Source organism: Paenibacillus sp. GM1FR, from assembly GCF_002803315.1.
Taxonomy (GTDB): domain Bacteria; phylum Bacillota; class Bacilli; order Paenibacillales; family Paenibacillaceae; genus Paenibacillus; species Paenibacillus amylolyticus.
Map to the genome: position 1 here is coordinate 152269 of NZ_MKZL01000067.1, position 23007 is coordinate 175275.

Genomic DNA, 23007 nt, shown 5'->3' on the forward strand with positions numbered 1-23007 from the left:
ATCTGGTTCACCGCCCTATCCGATCATTTTGAATGTTCTTCAATCATCTGATGTATCCTGTCTCGTTCCGATTGTTCCACGATATAGTAATACACTCCGTCTATTTTCTTGCCCGTGCCTTTAATCTCAACGGATTCAATATGATCCAGTACCGAACGATAATTGGAGAACATCTGCTTCATCTCATCAAAGGTAACGTCGGTTCTGACGTGAGCACTGACTTCGTCCAGCAATGTCTCCAGTTGCAATACGTTGGATACCTGGACCGTATTCTTCAGCACTTGTTTGATGATCTCCCGCTGGCGGTCATTCCGCCCGAGATCTCCCTTCGGATCATCATAACGCATCCGCGAAAATCCCAAAGCAGCTTCACCATCCAGATGAATATTCCCTTGCTCGAACCGGTAACCCTCATAGTCAAATGCAAACGGGTTATTCACATTCACTCCACCCACCATGTCGATGACTTGTGCAAAGCCCTCCATATTCACTTTCATGTAGTAATGTATGGGAACGTTGAGCAATTGTTCCACGGTCTGCACAGACATGTTAACGCCCCCAAAAGCATAGGCATGGTTGATCTTATCCTCCGTGCCATGACCAACAATATTCGTTCTGGTATCTCGGGGAATGTTAAACATAAGTGCGGATTTTTTCGCAGGATTAACACTTAATACAATCATGGTGTCGGAGCGCCCCCGATCATTGGAACGTTCATCCACACCCAGAATCAAAGCATTAAAAGGTTCTTCATTCTCCATGTCCACAGGGAAATCTCCCCCACCCCGCTGGTCTACAATAGATACCTGCTTGATGGGTTCCCGGGGTTCATACATTTGATCCGCCGCTGATTTAACATGCGAATACAGATACACAGAATATCCAATCATGACAACTGCAACAAGGGAAATGGCACCTAATGTTATTTTGATCCCGCGTCTCATGTTATGGCCTCCGTTAGATGACTGCCGTTTTTCTTCCATCAATATTGGTTAGACCTGGACGACCAACGGAGTAGTATTGGAAGGACGTATCTTTAATCTGATCTTCTCCGTAGATGTTTCTTCCATCAATCAGGATGGGTTGATTCATATGCGCTGCCAAATCAGTCAGATTAACCTCCATGAACTCTTTCCATTCCGTCAGAACACAGAGTGCATCAGCACCTTCCGCCGCTTTCATGGCACGCTCTTCCCACGTAATGGATGGGGAATCCACCTCTTTGCGGAAGTTCTCGGTAGCGATGGGGTCATATGCCCGAATCACCGCTCCCTGCTCAAGCAAACGTTGAATGATCTCAATCGCCGGAGCATCACGAACGTCATCGGTATCTGGTTTGAAAGCGAGCCCCCAGATGGCAATCTCCTTCCCTTCGAGTGAGCCTAGTGCATCTTCCAGTTTACGAATGATGTTGAAGCGTTGATCTTTGTTCACTTCCACCACGGACTTCAGCAGTTTGAAGTCATAATCCACATTACCTGCAATTTGAATCAGAGCTTGTGTATCCTTAGGGAAACAGGAACCTCCGTAACCAATGCCTGCCTTGAGAAAGGAGGCACCGATTCGTCTGTCATAGCCCATGCCTTCGGCAACGCGACTGACATCTGCTCCTACTTTTTCACAGATGTTAGAGATTTCGTTGATAAATGAGATCTTGGTTGCCAGGAAAGCGTTGGATGCATATTTAATCATTTCCGCCGAGCGAATATCCGTAACAATAATCTGATCGGTTAATGGCTGATGCAGCTCTTTCAACGTGGCGACTGCCCGCTCACTATGTGTCCCAATGACTATCCGGTCAGGATAGAGCGTATCCTGGACAGCGGTACCTTCTCGCAGGAACTCCGGTACCGATGCCATGTCGAATGGATGATTCGTCAAACTGCTGATCCATTCCTGAATACGATCATTAGTTCCGACAGGAACAGTGCTTTTAGTCATTATTATTTTATAATTATCCATATAAGAACCTATTTCTCGCGCGACAAGCTCAATAAAGCTCAGATTTGCTTCGCCATTAGGCAGGGATGGCGTACCCACCGCGATAATGATGATATCCGAACGACTGATAGCATCCTGAATGTTGGTGGTGAAGGACAGCCTTCCTGCTTTCATATTGGCATTCATGATATCCTTCAGACCCGGTTCATAGATCGGAACATGACCGTCCATTAACATATTCACTTTTTCCACATTGTTGTCGACACAGATCACGTTATTTCCCAGTTCCGAAAAACATACGCCCGATACCAAACCCACATACCCTGTGCCAATCACCGTAATATTCATTCCATAATCTCCCCCATGTCCTAATGTGTTGGTTACGCGTGCTTCACATATGTCTGAACAATGTCCTGCCATTCGGTAGACACTCTAACGATATCTTCCTCAATCAGCTGACTGCCGATCTGTACTTCAATGATCTCCAGTTCCGTAACGGCTCTGACGGAATGAAGCATACTCCGGTCAATGATCACCGTATCTCCTTGCCCGATCATTCGGCTCTGCCCATTCAGAATCAATTCCCCCGTTCCCGATACAACCGTCCATACCTCATTGCGAAGCAAATGGTATTGATAACTCAGGTTTTTCCCGGCACTGATGCAGATTCGTTTGGTGAGAACCTCGCCGCCAGCTTCGTTTCTTGTGTAATCCAGAACCCGGTAGCAACCCCACCTGCGCTCCTCATACATGGGGCGTTGATCCTCGTTCTTCAAGATTTCCTTGATCCGTGGGCTTGCTTCTTTGTCACTGACGAGAATGCCATCCGGACTCACGGCGACCACCACATCCGACAATCCCAATATGGCAACCGGAATGTTCAATTCATTGACCAGGTGCGTATTCAAGGAATCTCCCGTAATCCACCCTTTTCCTACAACCGAGCTTCCCATCTCTTCCGTGAGTGTGTTCCACGTGCCTAGATCTTTCCAGAAGCCGTTATACGGAATAGCAATAATCTGATTGGCTCTCTCGACAACCTGGTAATCAAAACTGATCTTGTTCAATCTTCCGTATTGCTTCAGCATCTCGTCATACTGGATCGGCAGTTCCATCTCAATGAGCAGATTAATCAAATAACCCAGCTTAAAAGCAAAAACCCCGCAATTCCATAATGCGGCCTGCTCAATCATGAGGACCGCATCGGATTCGCAGGGTTTCTCCTGGAACTTCGCTACATTCACGTATTCATTGTTATTTTCACTGGAAGATTGGGATTGCGGAATGATGTATCCGTACTTCTCTGACGGGTACGTCGGCACAACTCCCATCAAGGCCAGATCAGCACCAGACTTATCAAGCATCTCTGGTAAGGTTGCCAGCACTTCGAAGAATTCTTTCTCAACAAAGGGATCTACAGGCAACACTGCAATTGTCTCATTCAGACTCACACTCTCTACGGAATACAGATAGGAGGCAGCGAGTGCAATCGCAGGAAACGTATCTCTGCGCTCAGGCTCCACAACCAGTCTCACATCGTCTCCCAGCTGAGAAGTCAGAATCTCCACCTGTGGCAAACTGGTCGCAATAAGTGCCTGTGATGCAAGTCCGGCATGATTCAGCTGTCGCCATACCCGCTGTACCATGGATTCCGGATTTCCCTCTGGCCCATGAAGAACTTTAAGAAATTGCTTGGATCTGGAATCGTTGGATAACGGCCAGAGACGCTTGCCAGAACCGCCGGATAACAGAATACTTCTCATAGGGCTGCACCATCCGACAACACAACCGTACTTGCTCCCTTGCCGGTCTCGGTTGGCTTGTTATATGTGCTGGTCTGATTGGACTCCAGTCTGCCTGCCGGATTGCTCTTGGTCCAAGCTGCATAATAATTCGAGTTCTTGCCGTATGAATTATCCAGCAGGATGTTCGGTTGATCCAGGAGACAGGCCAGAATATGTCCATGCAGACGGGATGTCGTGATGGTCTGGTATTGATTGAATTCCTTAATGGCCGTATGTACCATCCGATCAGAGTATTTGTACCACAACCAGCGGGCGAAAGAGCTGCCTTTCCCTGACTTTAACCGGGACGTAATCATGCGAATGATCTTCCGGTCTACCCGGTTGTACAATGTCTCCCAGTCTTTAAACGTGGCCTTAGGTCCACTGACGGATTCGTAATGCACCTGATTCTGAGTTTTCTCAATGTCTTTACGAAAGAAATACAACATCTCTGCGGTAGGCTTGCTCTTCGACTTAAGAGGCCACAACTGATGCGCCATATCCGGAGATAGATACACATTGGTTTGTTGAAATTCTTTACTGGCTATCTCATAAGATAAGGTATCCCGGACAAAAAAGTGTACATCCTTATGACGATTGAATACTTGGGCTGTCTTTTTCAATTCAATATCACTCTTGTAAAACATCGTCTGTGGCAGAATGACAATCCGGTGATTCGGATGTTGGGCAATCATTCGTTCTCTCAATTTCTGATGGGCAGGGTACAGATCACCAAAGTTACCTCCCCCGTGCAACACAATCGTGATACCTTCCGGTACCTTGAGGGACAAAGGGCAGTCCAGAATGCTGTATCTGGCACGTACATGAATATCATTGTCCCGGAAGAAAGCCTCAGTACCTTTCATAATCAACAAGTCGCCACCATTGCTATGCACCGGGTAATCCAAATAATAGATTTCAGTACGCGGTGGAATGACCTTCAAAATCTGACGTAAATGTCCCTTCAACTCTTCCATTGGATGAATATTGTTAGTGCCCAGCATCTCCATCTCCTCCTTGGGTGACTCTTCTTCTTTTTTTGTTTAACCGTTCATAGAGAAACGTCAGATCTTCCTTGTCATAGAACATGGCGGCAAACTTCACCTTAAATACAATCTTCATCGCAGCCACAGTAACCACCATTCGTACAATGGACCCGATCAATAAGGCAATCGCAATTCCGTTGAGCCCCCACAGCGGGGTGAATACAAAGAACAAAGCCACCGTCACCGAGAGTGCAATGAGCTGTCTGATCATCACAAGTCCAGGCCGACCCAGTGCATTAAATGCGGATGCCAGAATCCAGGAGCCACCACCAATGATGCATTCCACAGCCAAAATATAAAACGCTACGCTCGCTTCCAAAAATTCGGAGCCAAACAGAAGACCCATCAGGTAGTTCCCCACAAACATGGTGGGTATTACAATGATCATCATGACCATGAGCGAGATGCGGAAGGCTCTGCCGACCGTTCGAATAATCTGCTCTTGAGGTAATCCGGTCACTTTTGGGAAAACAACATTGCTAATGGCCGTCTGAACCGCATTGTAGATTCGGGATAACGCAAATACGACGGAATACAGTCCAAAATCACGCGGGGTGAGCAAAGCCAAAATAATGATTTTATCAAACTGGGTATACAGCGTTCCTAACAATTCAACCCCGTACACCTTGCTACCATAACCAAAAAGCTTCTTGGCTGAACTCTGGTCCACCCGATCCTTGAACCATCTCAGTCTCAATTCATTACGGTTGGCATAGATAGCCCACGCTACCACTGAGAAGCTGGTTACAAAATAGATCGCAGCCGCGAGCTGAATGCTCAGCATCCCCAGGCCCCATAACACAAAAAGCCCGCCTACATTAAACAGGGGGATCATTAACCGGATACCATTATATACAGCGAATTTCTCCCGACTCTGCGAGAGCGCTGATATGAGATTGATGACAATAAGTACAGGAACGGTTGCAATCGTATACCATCTGGATATCTGCACGACCTCCGGCGGAAAGCTGGAGAGCCAGAAAGGTAATCCAAACCAGGCCACAATACCAATGATGATGCACACCGGAACTTGAAAAAGAAAGCTTAACCGAACATACTGTGCACTCTTCTCGGTTGCGCTCTGTTTGATGTTATAAATGATAGAAGTCGGTAGTCCGAATCCGACCAATCCGGTTAAGAGCGCAGGCCAGAATAGAATGGCCGAAAACGCACCCTTTCCCTCTACCCCGAACATGCGTGACGTCAAAATGGAAGACAACATCGTCAGTGTCATGACCAGCAGATTGGTTCCACTTGTCTGAAATATGGCACTCATTAAGCCGTTTCCTCTGAATACTTTGCGAAGTGCAACTTGCGCCATAGCGATCCTCATCCCTTACTGTTTTGACGAAGCGACCCAACAATCATGCCGTTTCGATAACATACCTTGGCAAGCTGACGTGTGAACCGATCTGCATTATAAATGTAGATCAGTGAGGTTGTGATCCCTTGTGCAAGCTTGATGCCATGTTTGGCCGTACGCACAACACCACGATCCTGATCACGAATGGCATCACTCACACCTTGCCAATAGATTCGGCGCAGAAACCAGTTCTTTGTCGTTCGCTCTTTGGCTACTTTATGTTGTACCGCGCCATACGGCGTGTAATATACCTTGAACTTTGTCCGTATTCTTGCAATTAACTCACTCTCTTCACTGGAGAGGAGGTTGTTCCCCACTCTTCCAAGATCTTCACGGAAGGGAGCCAGTTGATCAAAGACAGATAAACGAAAAGCCACATTGGCACCAAATGGAATATAGGGACTTTTCATTTCAGTGACTTCATCTGCAAAATCCAGAATGGTGAACAGCGACCTGTTCTCCGGTGGAATCCACATTGGCTCAGGCACTTCCCAGATCGGATCAATCTTGCCACCGACACAACCGATATTTTCATTCATCTCAAACACACTAACGATCTGGTGAATCCAGTCCCTGCAAGCAAAGGCATCATCGTCAAGGAACAGGATATACTCGCCACGTGCCTCGTGAATGGCCCGGTTACGGGCTACAGACAAGCCTTGCTTTTCTTCCAACACATACCGGATCGAATGGTTCTCATGCTGCAAGATGGTTTGAAGCACGACTTCCCGTGTGTTGTCTTTTGAATTGTTATCAATGAGTATGATCTCATAGTCGCTGCTTGCGTAATTCTGTTGTATTGCACTTCGTATGGCCTCTACCGCATCCTGTGCACGGTTATACGTACAGATCGCGACGGTTACCTTCATCATTTCATCCCCATATTTTTCAATTAGGTCCACCCGTTCATCTGCACTAACTGGAGTACAGGGTAAGTGTCCTTTGGGCAATCACTGGCCAATCCAGCCGCTCCAACGCTTTGACAAAACCACTGCCTTCCTGAAACTCCGATTGTTTTAACCGGATCATATTCATCGCTTTAAGCAATCCATCCGGATCGGAAGGTTCGTAGAGGACCGCACAATCTTCGGGCAGATATTCCTCCAACAATCCAATCCGTGGTGCCACCACCGGTTTACAGAAGGTCAATGCCAGAATCGCACTGCCTGAAGTGGCAATTTGCTTGTATGGAAGAATGATCGAATCAACTGCATCAAAATAATCCGAATATTCATCATCTTCGATGAAATGAAAATGAGTATGAATATGTCCACTCTTGAGAAATTCATCTCCAAGGTCATAATCCTTTACCTTTTTGCCGGCAATCAACAGATGGGCTTGTTCGGAATCCAGATCCTTGAATGCCTCCAGCAAATCATCCACGCCCTTGTACGGCGACACCTGACCGAAGAACGCATACACATAACTATCCTCCGGGATGCCAAACCGGGAGCGGATATTCACCCCTTTTCCCTGATACACTCCCTTGTAATGTCCATGTGGTATAACCTCGATCCTGCTGGAATCAATCCCAAACGTCGAACAGATTTCCGAGATCAAGGGTTTACCCATGACAATCAGCTTGGAGCAATTTTGGACCAGTATTTTTCTCATCCAATAATCGAACCGCGTCTTGCCGCTGTTGTGTGGCCAGATGTTGTGCACCGTCCAGAACAATTTGGCCCCGCGCAAGCGTGCAAAACAAATCATCAATACATATAGAATCGATTTGATCACTGTTGTCAGCACGGATGAACCTCTGTAATAGAAGCTGGGCCAATGAAAATGCAGCACATCATTTTTTTTCAGTTTGATTAGATCTCTTTTGGTAAACTGTTTCACTTCCCATCCCTTGTTCTCAATGGAATCGGATAACAGCTCATTGAATTTATTGTTTTCAATCATCTTGGGCAGCATATACACCGTCGGATTTTCCATCCAGGCACCTCTTACTTTAGTTTCATTCGCACAGGTTCCTCTGTATACGTACCAACTGCGCGCCTTGCATGAAATCTCATTAGAAATCCTTGCAGCATAATTTTGGTATTACGCTTGAGCAGCACCCAATCTTTCCACCAAGGGTACAGCGACAGTGCTTTTTTCAAATAAACGTTATTGCGAAGTGTATTTCTCGACCATTCGAGCATTCGATAATGGTGTAACTGACGGCGCTTCTGTTCCTTGGACATGTCATTGTAGTATTTCAAAATAATCTTGCGTTGGCCCTTGTACTTGGCCGTTGTAGAGGTTGAAATTCGTGGACCACTGTGGATGTTGATATCCACCAGCGGTTCTTTCACATTCACGGCGATGTAGCCTCGTTTCAATATACGCAGATAAAAATCATAATCCTGAGCGGATGTCAGATTTTCATCAAATCGAACTTCACGGGCCAGTGAGGTAAGTACCATGATTTTGGACGTTTCCCCAATCCAGTTGAATGTAAGCAGATCCTCATACCGAATAACATCACGAGGTTCCACCGACAATTTCCGTTTGACCACCTGATGTTGCTCATTTGTGTATGCTAGATACTTGCTGCAAAAGGTGAATGATTCCTTTGTTCGTTCCAGCACTTCCGCCTGGGTTTTTATTTTGTCAGGCATCCATTCATCATCATCATCCAGGAAGGCAATGTACTTGCCATTGGCTTGGGATATCCCTACATTCCGTGCATGGTTGGCTCCTTTGGGATATGGAACTCGGATGTACCGAATCCGTGAATCTTCCCGGGTCCAAGCCTGACAGATCTCTGGCGTCTGATCTTCTGAACCATCATCCACAATGAAAATCTCCAGATACGGATGTGTTTGTTCACGTACACTTCTCAACGCATTTTTCAATAACTCGGCCCGGTTATGGGTCGTAATGATGCAAGATACCAAGGGGTTCATTTCATCACCTTTTCCTGTTCACTAGGATACCTTCACTTGAAGTGCATCATATATTCCTGATAATCTGCCCACGAGAAGATTCATATCGAACTTATCCGATATAATCTCTCTGTTATGTGAACCCATTCTTGCTCTAACCTCTTCATCCGTGATGAGATATTCCAGCGCTGATGTCAGCCCGTGCACATCTCCCGGCTCGATTAACAGCCCATTATGACCGGATGTAATCACTTCGGGGATGCCTCCGACGGTGGTCGATATAATGGGCAAGCCACAATTCATTGCTTCAAGTATGGCCATAGGTAATCCCTCATGATAAGAAGGCAGGACCAGTAGATCCGCTTCCCGCATCAGCTTTTCCTTTTGCTCTCCGTTAATCCAGCCGAGTACATTGACACGATCCTCTATTCCATACTGCTGCACGATTGCTTTGACTTCTTCGACTTCGCCATCCCCTGCCAGATTAAAAGTAGCTGTAACGCCTAGCGCCTTCAATTGCTGAATGGACTGAAGCAGATCGTAGACTCCTTTTCGCTCACCCAGTCTGCCCATGAACAGAGCATTAACGGCTGTTTGTTGTTCTCTTACAAACGATTCTTTGACAAAGACCCCGTTATAAAGAACCTCAATCGCTGTCTCCGGAACAATCGTAGCAAAGTATTCTTTCCACGTCTGGGACAAGACAATCAACTTGTCTGCCTGATTCAGAATGTAATGACAATACTTGCGCTGCAGAGCAAATTGATTGTAGAAATCATCAAAGCTGGCCGCATGTATATGCAGAATGACTGACTTTCGAAACAACTTTCGTGCGGTTAGCAGAAATAGAGACTTCCGATAAAAGCTCCCATTGTTCGCCATATGAATATGCACGATATCCGGCTTGAACGTGTACAACTTCATCCAGAATTGCATGAATCCCCGTATAAAAATAAGCAGCCGTGAGAACACGCTGCCCGTGATATACGTTTCGACCCGCTGCATGGCATACATTTCCGAGATGGAGGAATCCTCAATGTTTTTGATGACACTCACAATTCCGCCCATATCCTTCAAGGATGATCCAACAACCAATACTTTTGGTTTCATGATAGACTCCTTTTTTTCATGGTTAATCTTCATACCTCTTACAGACTATTCACGTAATTTTTAATGGATGAGATCAGATCAGACTGTTTTCTCACATAAGGCTGGAACGTCAGCTCCTCTATACAAGGAACCAACTTTTGCAATTCAGCCCGACTCTCCGCGACGGCCACATAGCCGTTATCTTGAAAAACTTTGGAGATTTCAAGCTGATGGTCATCCACATGTTCGCCCCATTCTTTCCGGCGTGGAATGACAATAACGGGCTTGCCGCGTTCAAGACAATTTGTAATGGAGCCAACACCCGCATGAGAAATAATGCATCTGCTGCGCTCCACATATTCATTCATCTCTTCCTGCGTGAGGAAAGGAATTACAGTGAAATTTCGCGGCTGATACTCGGTATATCCGGATTGGGCAACAACCTCTTCTTCAATAATTCCTGCCTCAATCGCCTCATCAATAAGCTCAAACATCCGATTGAAGGGAAAGCGCTGCGTTCCAACGATAGCAAATATCAAAATAAAGCCCCCCTGTACTTCGCATTGGGATAGCTATCCTGCAACGTTTCCCATTGGATGAAGAACTCATCCGAGATTTTGTACATCAATCTCCCGGTTGCGCTGGAGGAATAGATTTTGGCATAACTTTCGATGTAGATCAGCTTGGCGCCGAAGATTTTACCGATAAGGCAAAAAGGATATGTGGCTCCCGCCCCTGTTGTAATGATCACCTTTGGACGCTCACGCAGATATAGAAAGAACGATTTGATAATATTAGCCACAAAGATTAGCAAGAACATCGCATTTTTACGCTCTTGCTGCATCAAGAAGTATACTTTGCCCTGTGCCGAATCGACTTTTCTGCTTTTATTTTTCTCGGTAATCAAGAAATAATCATGTTCTTCAACCGCAGGAATAATTTTGGTTAATTCATCAAAATGACCGCCAGTAGAACTGATCAAACAGACCTTCATGTTCTAATCTCCTTTGAAAAGGATACGTCCTTGGCTCGCTGTATCTGTATATCCACTTCTGCTTCAGCCCCTGACTTGGAATGGACTCCATTTCCCGTAGCATATAACGCGTTCAGGAAGATACAGAATGGAGCAATCAGATGAACCGTGGACAGGGTATTGTCAAAAAAGGAATAGGTCAGGAAACCGATAATCATACCAGCAAAATACAACCGGATCATGCCGCCCAATCGGAAGTAAACAGCCCGAAACACCAGCAGCAGCGATAGAAACAACAGGATGGCTCCAACTAACCCGCCATCGTAATAAAAACGAATGTATTCATTATGCGGAACGACGAATCCAGAAAAAATACTTCCATCATTCGCTACGAGAGTTGAGCCGAGTCCACGTCCAAATATCGGATACTCATTTGCTTTGCCAATAAAATAATTCCAGGCTACATCCCTTCCCGACAAGCCTTTGCTCTCTGATCTCATCTCATAATTGTCCCACTGCGCAATCACCATATAGGCCACAGCGACAACAAACATAATGAGAGGAATAATCGCACTGACTCTGCCTTTGATGAAGGCTTTCAGTTGATCAAAAAGATAGACCAAAATAATCGGAATAAGCGCAATAAGTGGCCCCCTTGTTCCCGTCTGGACCAGAATGACCAGATGTGTCAAGGTAAGCATGTAATACAGAACAACCTGATGGCCTTGCTTGATCTGAATCAGACAGACGCAGATGGAGATAAAACACAACATGGCCAGATGCGCGGCGATGTTGGCACCCTGTAACCGGGTTACTCCCGACATCTCCAGGTTAGTAATGGACAATATGCCGACGAGTTGCAGAATATAACCACCAGCAAGACTGAACAGCGGCAACCATGCGAGTACACGTATAATTCGTTGACTGATCTCTCTTGAAAAATGGGGCATCAGCAACAAAAAAGGAACAATGACTCCTAGAAAGGCCTTGAATGGATCGAGCGGACTAACCTTACTGGGCAGATCAGATAGAAAATAACTCTCCACAAATAAAAAACCAATTGCCAGTGCAGGATATATCAGATCTTTTCGAATACCAAAGCGTAAAAAAAGAGAGACGACAAAACCAAGAATCGCCAGCTTGTAGAAGGACAGCGAATCCAGTCCTGCCAGATGAATGCTAAATATTTTATCAATGGACAATGAAAAACTTACAATGAGAATCATAAAAATCCAGCTGGGCTGTTTAATATAAACGCCCAGCAGAATCACAACTATGAGTGCAACAACCGAGACTAGCGGAAGATAGATTGCTGCGAAGACAATTACCAGCGAAAAAAGAATGATATTAAACGACTTCATATTTAATGCAGCAAGTATACCGGTCTTTTGCATATCTGCTATGCCACCTCAAAGCCAGAATCGTGTTTCAAAACGCATCCTTCGAACCTACCAGCACTTTGAACGTTCTGAAGATAATTTTGATATCCACCATCATGCTGCGCTCACGGGCATACGTCAGATCCAGCTCTACCATTTCTTCAAAACCAACACTATTTCGACCGCTGACTTGCCATAATCCCGTACATCCCGGGATCATCTGAAGACGTTGTCTGTCATAGGAAGTGTAGTTCTGCACTTCTCTGGGCAGAGCCGGTCTGGGTCCAACGAGACTCATCTCTCCTCTGAACACGTTCCACAACTGTGGCAGCTCATCCAGACTGGTTTTCCGAATGAACTTGCCAATCCGGGTAATGCGGGGATCATTTTTCATTTTGAACATATTCCCGTTCACTTCATTCTGATCAATCAGCTGTTCCAGCAGATCTTCTGCATTCGCAACCATCGACCTGAATTTGTACATATGAAACTCTTTCCCATTCTGTCCTACTCGTACCTGACGAAAAAAAACAGACCCCTGCGGGGCCTCGATTTTGATCAGTAATCCGATGACCGCAAACAAGGGGCACAAAATGATCAAACCTATGAAAGAACCCAGCAAATCGAGCATTCTTTTCATAAATAGATACACTTTATCCGCATTTTGTCCTGACATCGTTGATGCATTGTACCCCAGACTTGGGTCCATAACAATCTCCGCTTCCTTCGTTTGGGGAGATGGACTCATTCAAACTCCCCCCCGGCTACATGTTCTACCGACTCTTTTTCCAGAATCTGTTGCAGAGCTTGCAGCATTGGAATTCTAAGTTCCTGTTTTTGCAGAGCGAAGTCGATGGTTGTCAAAATGAATCCCAATTTCTCGCCCACGTCATAACGTACTCCCTCGAAATCGTAAGCATACACTCCTTGTGTCTCATTTAAGCGCTGAATCGCATCTGTTAATTGAATCTCTCCCCCTTGACCAATCTCTTGTTGCTCCAGATGTTCGAAAATCTCTGGACTCAGTACGTATCTCCCCATAATCGCCAGGTTGGAAGGCGCTGTGCCTTGGGCAGGTTTCTCTACGAACCTGAGAACCTCTGTCAAACGGCCATCCGATTGAAGCGGGTCCACAATGCCGTATCTGTCTGTTTGTTCAGCAAGTACGGTTTGTACGCCAACAATGGAATGTTGAACCTGATCATATTGATCAATCAATTGTTTGGTGCATGGAACTTCCGATACGACGATGTCATCTCCGAGCAACACGGCAAAAGGTTCGTCACCGATAAAGTTACGTGCACACCAGACAGCATGACCAAGTCCTTTGGCCTCTTTTTGTCTTATGTAGTGGATATCCACGTTAGAAGATTTGCGGACCTCTTCAAGCAAGCCCAGTTTCCCTTTTTCCAGCAAGTTATGTTCCAATTCAAAAGCGTTGTCGAAATGATCTTCAATTGCCCGCTTCCCTTTACCCGTTACGATGATGATGTCTTCAATTCCAGAGGCAATGGCTTCCTCAACGATATACTGTATGGTTGGTTTGTCCACAATAGGGAGCATTTCTTTGGGCATCGCTTTTGTGGCTGGCAAAAATCGTGTACCTAGTCCAGCTGCAGGAATGATTGCTTTTCTCACTTTTTTCATAAATACCACCCTATCCTCTTTTTTTTTAGTTTGATAAAAGTTGAACCAGGGCATCTAACCCGTCCTCACGTCATACCTTCGACGATTAACGTCTAAGGTTCATTGAACCCACAGCATGACCGAGTGCCTACAGTGATAAAGGTGCAGTAGACATTACCTGTTTACTTGGGAGCATTGGATGGAAGGTTTACTTCTCTCCGTAGCCCACCGGAACTGCAGCGTTTTTGATATTGTTCAGGATTGCGCCCAGAATTCGTGCATTCACATGCTCCAGAGCAGCCTTGGTCTTCTTCACCAGTTCCTTCTTGACCTTGCCCGAGTTCACGACCAGTAGCACACCATCACACAGCGAACTCACAATGAGTGCATCCGTTACCGCGAGCACCGGCGGTGTATCAAACATGATGACATCATATTGATCCTCTAACTTCTCAATCAGCCTTTTCATCCGGTTGGAACCAATCATCTCGGAAGGGTTCGGCGGAATTGGGCCAGAAGTGAATAATTGGAGATTGTCGATATAACTCTCTCTAAGCACATCTTCCACACTGTACTGATTAGACAGCACACTACTAAGACCGATATGATTCGGTACGGAAAACACCTGGTGCAAGGAAGGATTACGCAGATCCGCATCGATCAGCAGAACTTTTTTCCCTTCCTGGGCATAGGTTACCGCCAGGTTGCTAATGGTTGTGGTCTTGCCTTCGCCGGATTCAGCGGAAGCCACCATGATTTTTTTGATATGACTGTCGATTGAGGAGAACTGGATGTTCGTCCGTAATTTACGGTATCCCTCCGAGATCTGAGATTTGGAGTTAAAATAGGTCACCAGACTGTTATTTTCATTGGTTAGCCGCGACATATTTGCCATCCCCCACTTTCTGTTGAGATACGTAATTTTTCGTATTTTTCAGATCGTCTTTTTTCATTTTGGATATCACGGTAAGCACAGGCAGGCCCAGCTCTTTTTCAAGTTCAGTTTCGGATTTGAATGTGTCATCCAGATAATCCATCAGGAATACAAGTGCAATGGCGAGCACAAGACCTGCGAACAGACTGACAATGATGCTTAATGTGGTTTTCATATTGATTGGAGATGCGTTACTATCCACTTTTGCTTCACTGAGGATAGCCACATTATCGATTTTCATGATTAGGGGGATTTGAGATTGGAACACGTTGGAGATGGCATTGACCGTTTTTGCGGCTTTTTCGTAGGTAGTTCCTTGTACAGTTATGCTCATCACTTGGGATTCGCTGGCTGTAGAGACGGAGGTGCTATTCATGAGCTGTGCAGAGGTTAAGCCTAGGTCCGGATACGTGGTAGCGACTTTATCCATAATGGCGGAAGATTTAATAATTTCTCTGTATGAGTTAATGAGTTTGATATTGGTTTGAATCATGCTGAAGTCCATCATCGCTTGGCCTTGAACGTTAGAGGTCTGGTTCACGATCAGTTTGGAACTTGCCTCATAGATGGGCTGGGTGAAGAAAATGCTTTTGACCCCTGCACCCACACCGGCTATCAAAGCAATTGCAACAATCAACCACAGTTTCTTTTGTAAGAGTCGAAAATATCCTTTCAGTTCCACTTTCATTCCTCCTATACGTTGTGATCTATCCTATGTAACTACCAGATGGACAGTAGCCATTTGCGAGGTTTCCAGCGTTCTGTGACCAGACACGAATTCGATAGAATGTGCGACGCATTCTCTGCCAGCCTCTTAACGGCTTCAGCTCCAAATCGACGCTCAATGGCCCGCTCTCCTTCACTTATGGCAAATGTCCTTTTGCACGTATCATGTGCATCTGATGAAATGAAATGAAACCCGTTTTCTTTGCAAAAATGAAAACACCACTGCCGAACTTTCCGTCCGAAAAGCCCAGTGAAAGATTGAGCGGTAAGCTGACATAGTCCGCCTTGACTCAAGTAATCAGCCAACAACTTTGGCTTCTTCAAAATGACACGATTACGTTCCGGATGAGCAATAATAGGGGTAATTCCCGCTATTCGTAATTCATGCAGTATCCTGGGGAACTGTGAGGGAATATGACCAAAGGGTAGTTCCAGCAACATGTAACGACTTCCGGCGAGTGTGCAGCACTTTCCTGCATATAAGTCTCCAATCAGGTTGTCATGCACCCTGATCTCCTGTCCGGGACGGATCTCCAGGCGAATGTTGCGTTTGCGAAGTTCTGCATGAAGCAGGTTCACGGCCTGATTGACCACCATCGGTTCATTGTTGTATTGCCCGTTCAGGTGATGCGGAGTAGCAATAATGGAGGTAATTCCTGAGGCTGCCGCCTTCTCAGCCATCGCAACGGACTGCTCCATTCGAACAGGACCATCATCTAGGCCGGATAATATGTGGCAGTGCATTTCAACCATATCCAAACTTCCTGAAATAGTATGAGCCCCCTCGCCCCTTTATTCATTGCGCAAATGCTTTTGGTGTTAAAGAACTAATGCATAACGCTATGAAATATAGTAAAATGGCGTTAAGTACATGTTTTGTTCAGAAAATGTTAAGAATCGACTTGGAATTATATGGTGAAATCAATGTAATGATAGGGTTCTTGCAGAGCCTTTTGTTCTGTTGCCTTTTCATACTGAAAACGGGAAACCGTGGGAAACTGAACTTCAGTAAGCATTGTGTTTAACTGTCCAGTTATATATAGTTTCTGTTCGTGCTGAATATGCAAGTTTGAATGATACATTGTGAGCTCTCCGAAGGGCTGTTTCCATTGCAACCTTGCGTGAAGTCGTACACATACATGATGATCTTCAACATCCAAACCAATGAGCATTTCTGATGATACCGGCAAGTTCAGGTCGCTCAGGAAGGTGATTGCTTGAGTGTCCATTCCAAGTAACAGAACAGGGCGTCTTTTGCGGTCTACCATTTTCCCGTGAAACTCCTGAATGTACATATGGACATTTAATTTCATATCAGCCCATTCCTGAATTATTGAATACATGGTTTCATTCCTTTAGAATGGATTAGCCTACATGGACTGCCTCCACTTCCTTCTCACAGGTATATGGTCCAGGCAACCAGGAGATACTTAAAATATTCCAAATGATACATTTTGTAACTCCATACGTCCAATTTACGATACAATACGTATCATGTCAAGCGGTATTTGGACATGGTTCTTTTGATTTACGACAATTTGAGATGTCCTTAGACAGACCTATTTACAAATGGAAATGGGTTAAAGGAAACACATGAGGAGTTACTCTTTTGCAGGAAAGCTGCCCTGATCAAACACTTGGCTCAGGATTGTTTCAATATATATTTGATGTCGTTCAGGGGGAAATAGCTTATGAGCTACGGAAATCGCATTGCGGAATTACGGGAACAGCGGGGACTTACTCAAGAAGAACTTGCGAGCTCCATTCATATTACAAGAGCTGCTCTCTCCCACTACGAGAAGAATCGACGTAAACCGGATTTCGAAGTGTTAACGAGACTTGCTGACATCTTTGATGTGTCTATTGATTATCTTATAGGACGTACAAAGCAAAGTGATGTCGTGATGGATGAAGACGTACGTGAATTCGTGGATACCTTGGAGTTATCGGACAAAGAAGTGTTAGAACGCTTTGATCTGATGATTGATGGGAAGTCTTTAACAGAAGAAGAGGCACGTCGTTTTATTGCATTTGTCCGAATGGAACGCAGCATGGACTAAACCCGAAAAGAGGACCCAGTTCCCGAGAGATAACCTCTCTGGCTTCTGGGCTTTTTTTGTGTCTTAATTCATTTTCATTCCATGCTTGTCTATTGTGTCAAGGACGCTTGTTGTTGACGGAGGATACGAAATGGTTCCAACGCTCCGGGTCGATTCCGCATTGCAGTAACACCTTCATGATGTCCATCTGGGTTGCTTCGACTTGTTTACCTGTCGGCCTACGATCGTCCCTGTTTGGATGCTTCATATTCATTCCGCTAACCTCTCTTATCTTTATACTTTCCCTGCCCTCCAAAACTAGCCTTATTATACTTGAGAAAGTTCCTCGATGTTGTCGTCTCATGGCGATAACGTTTTTTGATGGGGTTCTAATTTTGTCGAAAGCAAAATAGGAGCAATATGGTGCCGGAATGGCAACCATATTGCTCCTATTATTCTTAATACAACCTGTTCATGCACTTATAACTTTGAACAAGGAAGTTATTAACCTCCAGCACGTGCAAGTTCACGCATATTCGCTTCAAACGCTGCAAGCAGCGCTGCTTCTCCAGTCAAACCTGTTGCCTGAATCCGTTCGATCTGTTCTGTCATACGTTTGAAGTCCTTCGGAATAACCCGAACGAACTGATTCAGCGCATATTGCCAGTTATCCAGAACGCGCTGACCGACAGCACTTCCTGTGTTGGCAACATGACGTTGAATCATGCCTCGCAGATCTGCACTTTCGGCCACATCTTCGATACGCTCCAAAAGAACCATTTCCAGATTACAACGTTTCAGGAATGTGCCTTCCGGATCATACACATAGGCAATACCTCCGGACATCCCTGCTGCAAAGTTACGACCTGTATCGCCCAGTACAACGACACGTCCACCTGTCATATACTCACAACCATGGTCGCCTACACCTTCAACAACTACTTTGGCGCCCGAGTTACGTACAGCAAATCGCTCACCCGCAATACCACGGATATACGCTTCACCGCTTGTTGCTCCGTAGAGAGCCGTATTACCGATAATGATGTTATCTTCCGCCTCAAACGTTGCTTTCGGAGAAGGCATCACGATCAGTTTACCTCCGGACAATCCTTTACCTACGTAGTCATTGGAATCACCTTCAACGGTCAAGGTCATACCTTTAGGTACAAAGGCCCCAAAGCTTTGTCCGGCAGAGCCGACAAATTTGAATTTAACCGTATCTTCCGGCAATCCTGCGAGTCCATATTTGCGTGTGATCTCACTACCCAAAATGGTACCTACTGCACGGTTAACGTTTGTAATTGGAAGCACCGCTTCAACCGGTTGCCCGGATTCAATAGCAGACTGTGCCAGTGGCAGCAATTGTTGCATATCCAGCGTTTCTTCCAATTGGTGATTCTGATGCTGTGTGCGGTAACGTGCAGAGCCTTCCGGCATTTCAGGCACGTGCAGCAATACAGACAGATCCACACCTTTTTTCTTCCAGTGATCTACGGCTTCTACCGTTTCGAGGCAATCTGTACGTCCGACCATCTCCTGAATAGTACGGAAACCAAGATCAGCCATGATCTCACGCACATCTTCAGCAACAAATCGCATGAAGTTAACCACATGAGCTGGATCACCCATATAATTTTTACGCAATTCCGGATTCTGTGTCGCTACACCAACCGGACAGGTATCCATCTGACAGACACGCATCATGATACAGCCAAGTGCAACGAGCGGTGCTGTAGAGAATCCATACTCTTCTGCTCCAAGCAAGGCAGCAATCGCCAAGTCACGGCCGTTAAGCATTTTGCCGTCTGTTTCGAGGACAACACGATCACGCAGATTGTTCAGCATCAACGTTTGATGTGTCTCTGCAAGACCTAGTTCCCAAGGCATACCTGCGTGGCGAATCGAACCTTGCGGTGATGCACCTGTACCACCGTCATAACCGCTGACAAGGATAATATCGGCACGGCCTTTGGCTACACCAGCTGCGATGGTACCCACGCCCACTTCCGATACCAGCTTCACGTTAATCTCAGCACGCGGATTGGCATTTTTCAAGTCATAGATCAGCTCTGCCAGATCCTCGATCGAGTAGATATCATGATGCGGTGGTGGCGAGATCAGACCTACACCCGGTGTAGATCCACGAACTTCAGCAACCCAAGGATACACTTTACGTCCTGGCAGCTGTCCGCCTTCACCTGGTTTAGCTCCCTGAGCCATTTTAATCTGAATCTCGTCGGCATTAACCAAGTAGTTGGATGTAACACCAAAACGTCCGGATGCTACCTGTTTAATCGCACTACGACGGGAATCCCCGTTGCTATCTTTAATGAAGCGAGCCGGGTCTTCTCCACCTTCACCGGTATTGGATTTACCTCCAACACGGTTCATAGCGATGGCAAGATCTTCATGCGCTTCTTTACTGATCGAACCGAAGGACATTGCACCTGTTTTGAAACGACGCATGATATCTTCTACGGATTCAACTTCTTCGAGTGGAATGGAAGCTCCAACCGGTTTCAGCTTCAACATGGAGCGAATGGTCAACAATTGATCATTCTCACCTTGTACAAGTTTGGAATATTTTTTATACAGCTTGTAATCCCCAGTGCGTACTGCATGTTGCAGGGTATGAATGGTTTGCGGATTGAACAGATGCTCTTCTCCGTCGTTACGCCATTGATAATCCCCACCGGAATCCAATACTTTATCGTTACCGTCTTTTTCCGTAAAGGCACGGTTATGATGTGTCAACGCTTCGGCTGCCACTTCTTCCAACCCAATTCCACCGATACGGGAAGGTGTCCAGGTAAAGTAACGGTCAACGAAATCTGATTTCAGACCTACCGCTTCGAATATTTGAGCTCCCCGATACGATTGAATCGTAGAAATCCCCATTTTGGACAACACTTTAGTAACGCCTTTGGTAGCTGCTTTAATGTAGTTTTTCACTGCTTTCTCATGCGAGATACCACGAAGCAATCCTTGCTGAATCATGTCATCCAGAGTTTCAAAGGCCAGATAAGGGTTCACCGCACTTACACCATAACCCAGCAGCAACGCGTAGTGGTGAATATCACGCGGTTCTGCCGATTCAAGCATAATGCTGACTTTGGTTCTGGTTCCCTGGCGAATCAGATGGTGATGCAGACCTGCTACAGCAAGCAATGCAGGAATAGCAGCATTCTCTGCATCCACACCGCGGTCAGACAGGATCAGAATGTTATGACCTTTGTCGATGACACGATCTGCAGCTTCGAAGAGCAAATCCATCGCTTTGCGAAGTCCTTCTGCCCCTTCCGCAGCGGTGAAGAAGATTGGAATCGTCATGGAGCGGAAGCCTGGGCGACGCACATGGCGAATCTTCGCAAAGTCTTCATTAGACAATACCGGTGTATCCAGACGGATCTGGCGACAACTCTCCGGTTCAGGGTTCAGCAAGTTGCGCTCAGGACCAATGGTTGTTGCCGTAGACGTTACAATCTCTTCACGGATTGCATCGATTGGCGGGTTAGTTACCTGGGCGAACATCTGTTTAAAGTAGTTGTACAGACGCTGCGGACGATCGGACAGCACAGCCAGTGGTGCATCATAACCCATCGAACCCGTAGCTTCCATACCTGTTGTTGCCATCGGCTCCAGGATTTTACGTAGTTCTTCAAATGTATAACCATAAGCGAGCTGAAGCTGGGTCACGTTATCATGTTTTGGATCAGGAAGTTCCGGTGCGTCCGGCAACTCGCTCAGATCCATCAAATGCTCATCAAGCCAATCCTGATACGGATTCTCGGCTGCAATGATTGCTTTTACTTCCTCATCCGCGATGATGCGGCCTTCTTGTGTATCCACAAGCAACATCCGACCTGGACGCAGACGATCTTTGTACAGGATCTCTTCCGGCGCAATATCAAGTACCCCAACTTCGGAGGACAGGATAATACGGTCATCCTTGGTTACATAATAACGAGCTGGACGCAATCCATTACGGTCAAGTGTTGCACCAATTTGCAAACCATCTGTAAAGGCCATTGCTGCTGGTCCATCCCAAGGCTCCATCATCGTGCTGTGATACTCATAAAATGCCTTTTTGGCAGGGTCCATTCCCTCATCCGTGCTCCAAGGTTCAGGAACCATCATCATGGCCACGTGTGGCAGAGAACGGCCGCTCAGATACAGGAACTCCAGTGTGTTATCAAACATAGCTGTATCCGAACCGTCCGGATTGATGACTGGTTTCACTTTCGCAATGTCGTTACCAAACAACTCGCTCTCAAACAAGGACTGTCTAGCATGCATCCAGTTCACGTTACCACGCATCGTGTTGATCTCACCGTTGTGGATCATGAAGCGATACGGGTGGGCACGTTCCCAGCTTGGGAAGGTGTTGGTACTGAAACGGGAATGCACAAGTCCAATGGCCGATTCCACGAGTTCTTCCTGCAGATCCAGATAGAACCCGCCAACTTGTTCAGTTGTCAGCATGCCTTTATATACAATTTTGCGACAAGACATGCTCGGAAGGTAGAACGAACCACCTTCTGCTTCATCTGCCGAATAACGAATAGCCAGCTCAGCACGTCTGCGAATAACATACAGCTTACGCTCGAATCCAAGCTCATCCTTCACATCTGCGGATCTTCCAATGAACACCTGACGTACATAAGGTTTCGCTGCAAGCGCAGAACGGCCAAGCATTTCATCAAAAGTAGGAACATCCCTGAAACCCAGGAACGTCTGACCTTCTTCTTCAATAATCTTCTTAAGGCTCTCTTCATGCGCACTGCGAATGGCAGGGTCCTGGGAAAGGAACAACATCCCTACGCCATAGAATCCCTGTTCAGGCAATGCAAAACCAAGGCGTTTCGCTTCCTCTGCAAAAAAGCGATGTGGAATCTGAATCAGGATACCTGCTCCGTCACCGGAATTCGGCTCACTTCCCTGTCCTCCACGGTGTTCCATGTTACTAAGCATGGTCAGTGCCTGACTAACGATATCGTGTGAAGGTACTCCTTTGATGTTGGCAACAAAACCCATTCCGCATGCGTCTTTTTCGAACTGCGGGTCATACAGACCCTGTTTTGGAGGTAATCCGATGTGTCTCATGGAACGCAACCTTTCTATAATGAAGTATTTCGGAAAGATCAAGAACATAGGCAACAGGCAACAATGAAACGGGAGGAGCTGGCCTTTCGCTTGCGATAGAGCCTGCTAGATAGAAGAGGTGACAGCATGAG

General features: G+C 46.0%; 21 protein-coding genes. 1 reads left to right on the top strand and 20 read right to left on the bottom strand.

Translation table 11 applies throughout. The features are described from left to right. Positions 1–23 precede the first annotated feature (23 nt). The 18 genes from PAEAM_RS31180 to PAEAM_RS31265 form a co-directional block, all read right to left on the bottom strand. Positions 24–944 (bottom strand): LCP family glycopolymer transferase, encoded by a 921-nt coding sequence (locus tag PAEAM_RS31180; RefSeq protein ID WP_047841973.1) that lies wholly within the window; start codon positions 942–944, stop codon positions 24–26. A 13-nt stretch (positions 945–957) separates the two neighbouring features. Beyond that, positions 958–2289, bottom strand: a complete 1332-nt coding sequence (locus tag PAEAM_RS31185; RefSeq protein ID WP_036611311.1) for a UDP-glucose dehydrogenase family protein — start codon at positions 2287–2289, stop codon at positions 958–960. Between the two features lie 32 nt (positions 2290–2321). Continuing rightward, positions 2322–3704 carry a sugar phosphate nucleotidyltransferase gene (locus PAEAM_RS31190; RefSeq protein WP_100529990.1) on the bottom strand — a complete coding sequence of 461 codons (1383 nt, stop codon included), beginning with the start codon at positions 3702–3704 and terminating at the stop codon, positions 2322–2324. Continuing rightward, positions 3701–4729, bottom strand: a complete 1029-nt coding sequence (locus PAEAM_RS31195) for a polysaccharide pyruvyl transferase family protein (protein WP_036668919.1) — start codon at positions 4727–4729, stop codon at positions 3701–3703. Before PAEAM_RS31195 ends, PAEAM_RS31190 begins: the two co-directional genes overlap by 4 nt. Further along, positions 4716–6092, bottom strand: coding sequence for a lipopolysaccharide biosynthesis protein (locus PAEAM_RS31200; protein ID WP_076251440.1), 1377 nt, complete (start codon positions 6090–6092; stop codon positions 4716–4718). Before PAEAM_RS31200 ends, PAEAM_RS31195 begins: the two co-directional genes overlap by 14 nt. An 8-nt stretch (positions 6093–6100) precedes the next feature. Further along, entirely contained in the window at positions 6101–7006 is a 906-nt protein-coding gene (locus tag PAEAM_RS31205; RefSeq protein ID WP_235431526.1) for a glycosyltransferase, read from the bottom strand. A 43-nt stretch (positions 7007–7049) separates the two neighbouring features. Next, positions 7050–8072, bottom strand: a complete 1023-nt coding sequence (locus PAEAM_RS31210; RefSeq protein WP_076209611.1) for a glycosyltransferase — start codon at positions 8070–8072, stop codon at positions 7050–7052. A gap of 11 nt (positions 8073–8083) precedes the next feature. Next, complete coding sequence (locus PAEAM_RS31215) at positions 8084–9028, bottom strand: glycosyltransferase family 2 protein (protein ID WP_100529991.1); 945 nt, start codon at positions 9026–9028, stop codon at positions 8084–8086. 21 nt (positions 9029–9049) lie between these two features. Continuing rightward, on the bottom strand, positions 9050–10117 hold the full coding sequence (locus PAEAM_RS31220) for a glycosyltransferase family 4 protein (protein WP_100529992.1): 1068 nt from the start codon (positions 10115–10117) through the stop codon (positions 9050–9052). Positions 10118–10155: 38 nt separating this feature from the next. Beyond that, positions 10156–10635, bottom strand: coding sequence for a PssE/Cps14G family polysaccharide biosynthesis glycosyltransferase (pssE, locus tag PAEAM_RS31225; RefSeq protein ID WP_100529993.1), 480 nt, complete (start codon positions 10633–10635; stop codon positions 10156–10158). Next, on the bottom strand, positions 10632–11090 hold the full coding sequence (gene pssD / locus PAEAM_RS31230) for a PssD/Cps14F family polysaccharide biosynthesis glycosyltransferase (protein WP_036611329.1): 459 nt from the start codon (positions 11088–11090) through the stop codon (positions 10632–10634). The genes pssE and pssD overlap by 4 nt, the downstream gene beginning before the upstream one ends. Next, entirely contained in the window at positions 11087–12463 is a 1377-nt protein-coding gene (locus PAEAM_RS31235; RefSeq protein ID WP_100529994.1) for an O-antigen ligase family protein, read from the bottom strand. Before PAEAM_RS31235 ends, pssD begins: the two co-directional genes overlap by 4 nt. Positions 12464–12497: 34 nt before the next feature. Further along, complete coding sequence (locus PAEAM_RS31240; RefSeq protein WP_076319064.1) at positions 12498–13196, bottom strand: sugar transferase; 699 nt, start codon at positions 13194–13196, stop codon at positions 12498–12500. Next, positions 13193–14095, bottom strand: a complete 903-nt coding sequence (gene galU / locus PAEAM_RS31245) for a UTP--glucose-1-phosphate uridylyltransferase GalU (RefSeq protein WP_036611572.1) — start codon at positions 14093–14095, stop codon at positions 13193–13195. Before galU ends, PAEAM_RS31240 begins: the two co-directional genes overlap by 4 nt. A 187-nt stretch (positions 14096–14282) precedes the next feature. Then, a complete protein-coding gene (locus PAEAM_RS31250; RefSeq protein WP_036611333.1) occupies positions 14283–14960 on the bottom strand; it encodes a CpsD/CapB family tyrosine-protein kinase in 678 nt (225 codons plus the stop codon). Beyond that, positions 14941–15690, bottom strand: a complete 750-nt coding sequence (locus PAEAM_RS31255) for a YveK family protein (protein WP_036611336.1) — start codon at positions 15688–15690, stop codon at positions 14941–14943. Before PAEAM_RS31255 ends, PAEAM_RS31250 begins: the two co-directional genes overlap by 20 nt. 38 nt (positions 15691–15728) lie before the next feature. After that, complete coding sequence (locus tag PAEAM_RS31260) at positions 15729–16487, bottom strand: tyrosine-protein phosphatase (protein WP_036611338.1); 759 nt, start codon at positions 16485–16487, stop codon at positions 15729–15731. Positions 16488–16642: 155 nt separating this feature from the next. Next, a complete protein-coding gene (locus PAEAM_RS31265; RefSeq protein ID WP_133120505.1) occupies positions 16643–17047 on the bottom strand; it encodes a hypothetical protein in 405 nt (134 codons plus the stop codon). Positions 17048–17425: 378 nt separating this feature from the next. Between PAEAM_RS31265 and PAEAM_RS31270 the strand changes: the two genes are divergently transcribed. Next, the gene (locus PAEAM_RS31270) at positions 17426–17794 is read left to right on the top strand and encodes a helix-turn-helix domain-containing protein (RefSeq protein WP_047841965.1); all 369 of its coding nucleotides are present in this window, start codon (positions 17426–17428) and stop codon (positions 17792–17794) included. A 97-nt stretch (positions 17795–17891) separates the two neighbouring features. Here PAEAM_RS31270 and PAEAM_RS32080 read toward each other — a convergent pair whose 3' ends face one another. Both PAEAM_RS32080 and gltB read right to left on the bottom strand, forming a co-directional pair. After that, on the bottom strand, positions 17892–18047 hold the full coding sequence (locus PAEAM_RS32080) for a hypothetical protein (RefSeq protein WP_017690128.1): 156 nt from the start codon (positions 18045–18047) through the stop codon (positions 17892–17894). A 230-nt stretch (positions 18048–18277) separates the two neighbouring features. Beyond that, positions 18278–22876, bottom strand: a complete 4599-nt coding sequence (gene gltB, locus PAEAM_RS31280; protein ID WP_100529995.1) for a glutamate synthase large subunit — start codon at positions 22874–22876, stop codon at positions 18278–18280. Between the last annotated feature and the right edge of the window lie 131 nt (positions 22877–23007).